This is a genomic window from Sulfurimonas sp. (assembly GCF_032250635.1).
GTDB lineage: Bacteria > Campylobacterota > Campylobacteria > Campylobacterales > Sulfurimonadaceae > Sulfurimonas.
Genome location: NZ_JAVVFL010000169.1, coordinates 1 through 4,719, shown reverse-complemented (window position 1 = coordinate 4,719; position 4,719 = coordinate 1). Strand labels below are relative to the sequence as shown.

Sequence of the window (4,719 nt, the reverse complement as noted above, 5' to 3'; positions counted from 1 at the left end):
AGGTATAACATGAGTAGTATTGAGAACATTTCAGGCATCTCCTCCGCCGATCTGTTAAAACAAAAAAGTAAGATAGAGGGTGCTGGCGGTGAGGATTTCGCCAAAACACTTAAATCTGCCATCAATGAAGTTAACGAACTTCAAGAAAAGGGCGACAAAGCCGTCGGCGATATAGCAACTGGGCAGGTAAAAGATCTGCACCAAGCCGCACTTGCCATCGGAAAAGCAGAAACCAGCATGAAGCTTATGCTAGAGATTCGCAACAAAGCGCTTAGTGCCTACAAAGAGTTGGGAAGAACTCAGCTTTAAGAGCAACCTTTAGCTACAAAAAAAATCACAAGTTCGTTACCCTGAGTGAAACGAAGGGTCTACTTTGGCCTTTCGAGCTAGATTCTTCACTATGTTCAGAATGACGAGTGCTTAGTTTGCAATGACGAGGGTCTCTTTTGGGATGACGGAGTGTTCGTCACCCTGAGTGAAACGAAGGGTCTACTTTGGCCTTTCAAGCTAGATTCTTCACTATGTTCAGAATGACGAGGTTTTGCTTAGAATGAGCATTAACACTCTTCATCAGCATAAAATGCTATAATCCATTTAAAAACCAAGACAGCCTAAAATATGAATAACAAAAACACAAACAAAGAGAACAAAAGCAAAAAAATATTCATACTCTACTCACTCATCGTGTTTGGTTTTTTACTCTTTTTAAGTGTTATGCTTTTAACAACCCTAAAAACGCGTGACCTTCCCTCACTCTACACAAAAGAGAGCTCCAAGGCAGTCAGAGGCTCCATCATAAGTGCGGACGGATTTCATATAGCATCTACCGTAAAACTCTACAAAGCAGTCGTAAATACACACTATATAGACCCAAAAAAGAGAGAGCTTTTTGTAGAGCTCTTTAGCATCTACTCAGGGATTGACGCCAAAGAGATAAGAGAGAAGATAAGCAAAGAAAAAGGGGTTGTAGTTCTTAGCTATAACATTGAGCAAAAAGCGGCGCAATATCTCAAGCAACTTGCCTATGAGCTTAGACGTCTAAATGTTTTTATTGAGAGAAAAAACCCGGCAACAGGCAAGACTTCACTGCACGGGCTTAGCATTATAGAGAGCGGAGAGAGCAGAGAGTACCCTTATGGCAAACTTTTAACACCCATCATAGGCTATCCGCATAAAATTGAAGATGACGGCTATACGTATGTCAAAGGTGTTAAGGGGGTAGAGAAAAAGTTTGAAAACGAACTTCAGGCAAAGCAAGATGAGCTAAGCCAAGGTAAAAGAGATGTAAACGGCTACATTATCCTCAACAAAGAGAGTTTTACAAAACCCGAGATTAAAGGACTTGACGTAAAACTAAATATACCGATTGCCCTTCAGCTTAGAATCGAAAAGATGCTCGATAAGATGAAGATTGAGCTAGAGGCAAGAGAGATAATTGCAGCGGTAATGGATACAAAAAACGGCAAAGTTATCGCCATGGCAAGTTCAAATAGATATTTGCCAAAATCAATACAAAAAAGTGATTATCCCTCTCTAAACAGCTCTATGATTGAGTATAGTTTTGAACCGGGAAGTGTTATAAAGACCATCACTTTTGCTATTCTTTTGGACAGAGGACTTGTCAATCCGTATGATCTGGTAAACGGACATAACGGACGTTTTAAAATCGGAAGAAAAGTTATAACGGATGAGCATAAGTTTGATTGGTTGAGTGCCGAGAACGTAATCGTGCACTCTTCAAACATCGGAATTGCGCAACTTGCACAAAAACTCTCAGGAGTAGCATTCAATCAAGGTCTGCTTGATTTTGGCTTTGCATCCAAATCTACTCCTGACCTTGTCTATGAAAAAGTGGGCTCCGTTCCTCACATAATGCAACTCGAAAATGAGATATATAAGGCTACATGCTCCTACGGATACGGCATGCGAGCAAATTTGATGCAGCTTATCCGTGCTTACAGCGTATTTAACAATAACGGAAGAATGGTTACTCCAAGGGTGGTAGAGCATTTTATAGACCAATACGACAGAGAAATCACTATTCCCGAACAGGAGCAGCCTCAGGTAATCAAAAGCTCAACTGCGCACAGAGTAAAAAAGATTTTAATCAAGACAGTCAATGAGGGAACCGGTGTAAAAGCCCAAACAGAGGGCTTAGAGATAGGCGGCAAAACTGGAACGGCGCATATAGTCGAAAATAGAAAGTATGTAAACGAATACAATACCGCCTTTATCGGTTTTGCAAATGACAAACAAAGCAGATACACCATCGGAACAATTGTCATTCGACCGAAAAAGAGCCAGTTTGCAGCTCAAACAGCAGTACCGGTCTTTAAAAATATAGTCGATACGCTGGTTGGAGATGGTTACTTAAAGCCAGATATTGTCAAGTAGTCTTGTCGTTGCTACTTTAACCTCAACCAAAATAACCGTATTGCCAATCTCAACTCGCTCAAGCCGGTTAAATTCGCGGTCTAAAATCTCTACATAAAAAATCTCTAATGGTGCTAAAACTTCTCTCATAGCGGCTCTAATCTCTTTTGCATCAACGACTCCCTTGCTTACCATGGCGCTTGAGAGTCTAAGGGAGGATGAGATTTTAAGAGCTTCAACTCTCTCATCTTTGCTAAGGTATGCATTTCTGCTGCTAAGAGCCAAACCATCTTTTTCGCGAACCGTATCGACTGGAACTATCTCAACGCTCATAAAAAGCTGCTTTGCCATTAAAGAGATAAGGTTTAGCTGCTGCGCATCCTTCTTTCCAAAATATGCTCTTGTCGGATTGACAATGTTTAAGAGCTTCATAACGACGGTTAAAACGCCGTTAAAGTGTCCCGGTCTGCTTTGGCCTTCTAAGACATAGCCTCTCACTTTTGGTGAGAGGATTGAGACTTCATCCACTCCGTAAATATCGCATGAGTTAGGGAAAAAAAGAACATCAACGCCGCTTAGCTCGCATATCTTCTTATCTGCTTCATCTTTTTTGGGGTACTTTTCTAAATCTTCGCCCTTTAAAAACTGCGTAGGATTTAAAAATATGGAGACGACTACCATCTCGTTTTGCTCTTTTGCCTTTTTTATAAGCGAGATATGCCCCTCATGCAAAGCACCCATTGTCGGTACAAAACCGACGGAGAGTTTTATGTTTTTAAGGTGCTCTTTTAACTCTAAGGGACTAGAAATAATCTTCATTTTAAGCCTCAATTTAATATAATCGCAATTATACACTATTGGATTAATTTTATGGATAATTACGAATATACGGAACTTTTAAAAAACCTTTCAAAAAAGATGAACAACATTACGGGCGTAGTTGAACCGCATAAGCTTCAAGCGCGCCTAGATGAGATTACTGAGCTTGAAAACTCTCAAGACTTTTGGACTGATGCTTCACATGCTGCAGTAATTCAAAAAGAAAAAATACAGTGCGAGAGAAAACTTAAAAAATATGCCGTTGCAAAAAATGCCATAGAAGATGCCGAAGAACTTTACGAAATGGCTAAAGACGAAAATGATGAAGATACCATCAATGAATGTTTTAAGGGTGCCCAAAAACTTGAAAATTTTATCCGTGACATGGAGATTGAAGTGCTTCTGAGCGAAGAGATGGATGCTAACAATGCCATCCTCTCCATTCATCCCGGCGCAGGAGGCACGGAGTCTCAAGATTGGGCTTCTATGCTTCTTAGAATGTATAAAAGATTTGCCGAGAGGCGCGGATGGAGCGTTGAACTACTTGACTATCAAGCAGGTGAAGAGGCCGGTATAAAAGATGTCTCTTTACTTATCAAGGGTGAAAATGCCTACGGATATTTAAAAGTTGAAAATGGAATCCATAGACTTGTCCGCATATCGCCTTTTGACTCTAATGCCAAAAGACATACATCCTTTAGCTCCGTCATGGTCTCTCCCGAGGTTGATGATGATATAAATATAGAGATAGAAGACAAAGATATTCGTGTTGATACATATCGTTCAAGCGGTGCAGGAGGGCAACATGTCAACAAAACAGAGTCCGCAATTCGTATCACGCATATAGCAACAGGCGTAGTTGTTCAGTGCCAAAACGATAGAAGTCAACATAAAAATAGGGCAACGGCTATGAAGATGCTAAAATCACGGCTTTATGAACTCGAACTTGAACATCAAAAAGCAGAAGCCGACGGCATCGCCAAAAGTGAAATAGGATGGGGTCATCAAATCCGCTCTTATGTCATGCAGCCCTATCAGCAGATTAAAGATACGAGAAGCAACATAGCATACTCAAACATAAGCGCCATACTAGATGGCGACATCGACAAGATGATTGAAGATGTGCTTATTTCTCAGAATCGCGCTTAGGTTTAGAAATAAAACTATAGCCTAAAAAAACAGCTCCAAAAATCATACTAAGTATGGTTAGATACTGGATTTGTGCCTTTTGCGCATTTTTGAGCTCCTCAACAAACTTTGAGGCTGAAGGCTCTTGATTTTGCTTTGCAGACGATGAACCGCCGCGAACACTCGCCTCCATCCTTGCAACATTCGCAGCCGCTATCTCATTTTCACTTGCCACCTCTTTTGGAGTCATCCAAAAGTATGCCGCAAAGCCAGAAACCAGCATTACCGCACCCACGACTCTAAAAATAATAATTTTATATTTTTTAAATATCTCTTTCATTTCTATACCTTCGTATAATATATTTATCAACCAAATAGTTAAAATATGGTTGTGTGTTC

General features: G+C 40.4%; 5 protein-coding genes. 3 read left to right on the top strand and 2 right to left on the bottom strand.

The genetic code is table 11. The annotated features are described in order from the left end of the window. The first annotated feature begins 9 nt into the window (after positions 1 to 9). Positions 10 to 309: a flagellar hook-basal body complex protein FliE gene (fliE, locus tag RQ763_RS09600; protein WP_294929485.1), complete on the top strand. Its 300-nt coding sequence runs from the start codon at positions 10 to 12 to the stop codon at positions 307 to 309. Between the two features lie 309 nt (positions 310 to 618). Beyond that, positions 619 to 2,394, top strand: a complete 1,776-nt coding sequence (locus RQ763_RS09595) for a penicillin-binding protein 2 (protein ID WP_314152645.1) — start codon at positions 619 to 621, stop codon at positions 2,392 to 2,394. Here RQ763_RS09595 and panC read toward each other — a convergent pair. Beyond that, positions 2,371 to 3,192, bottom strand: a complete 822-nt coding sequence (gene panC, locus RQ763_RS09590; protein WP_314152643.1) for a pantoate--beta-alanine ligase — start codon at positions 3,190 to 3,192, stop codon at positions 2,371 to 2,373. The two genes, RQ763_RS09595 and panC, sit on opposite strands and share 24 nt — an antisense overlap. Positions 3,193 to 3,243: 51 nt before the next feature. Between panC and prfB the strand changes: the two genes are divergently transcribed. Then, complete coding sequence (gene prfB / locus RQ763_RS09585) at positions 3,244 to 4,341, top strand: peptide chain release factor 2 (RefSeq protein WP_314152642.1); 1,098 nt, start codon at positions 3,244 to 3,246, stop codon at positions 4,339 to 4,341. Here the strand turns inward: prfB and RQ763_RS09580 are convergent. Further along, the coding region (locus RQ763_RS09580) for a hypothetical protein (protein WP_314152640.1) at positions 4,319 to 4,719 on the bottom strand (401 nt) is incomplete at its 5' end. The two genes, prfB and RQ763_RS09580, sit on opposite strands and share 23 nt — an antisense overlap.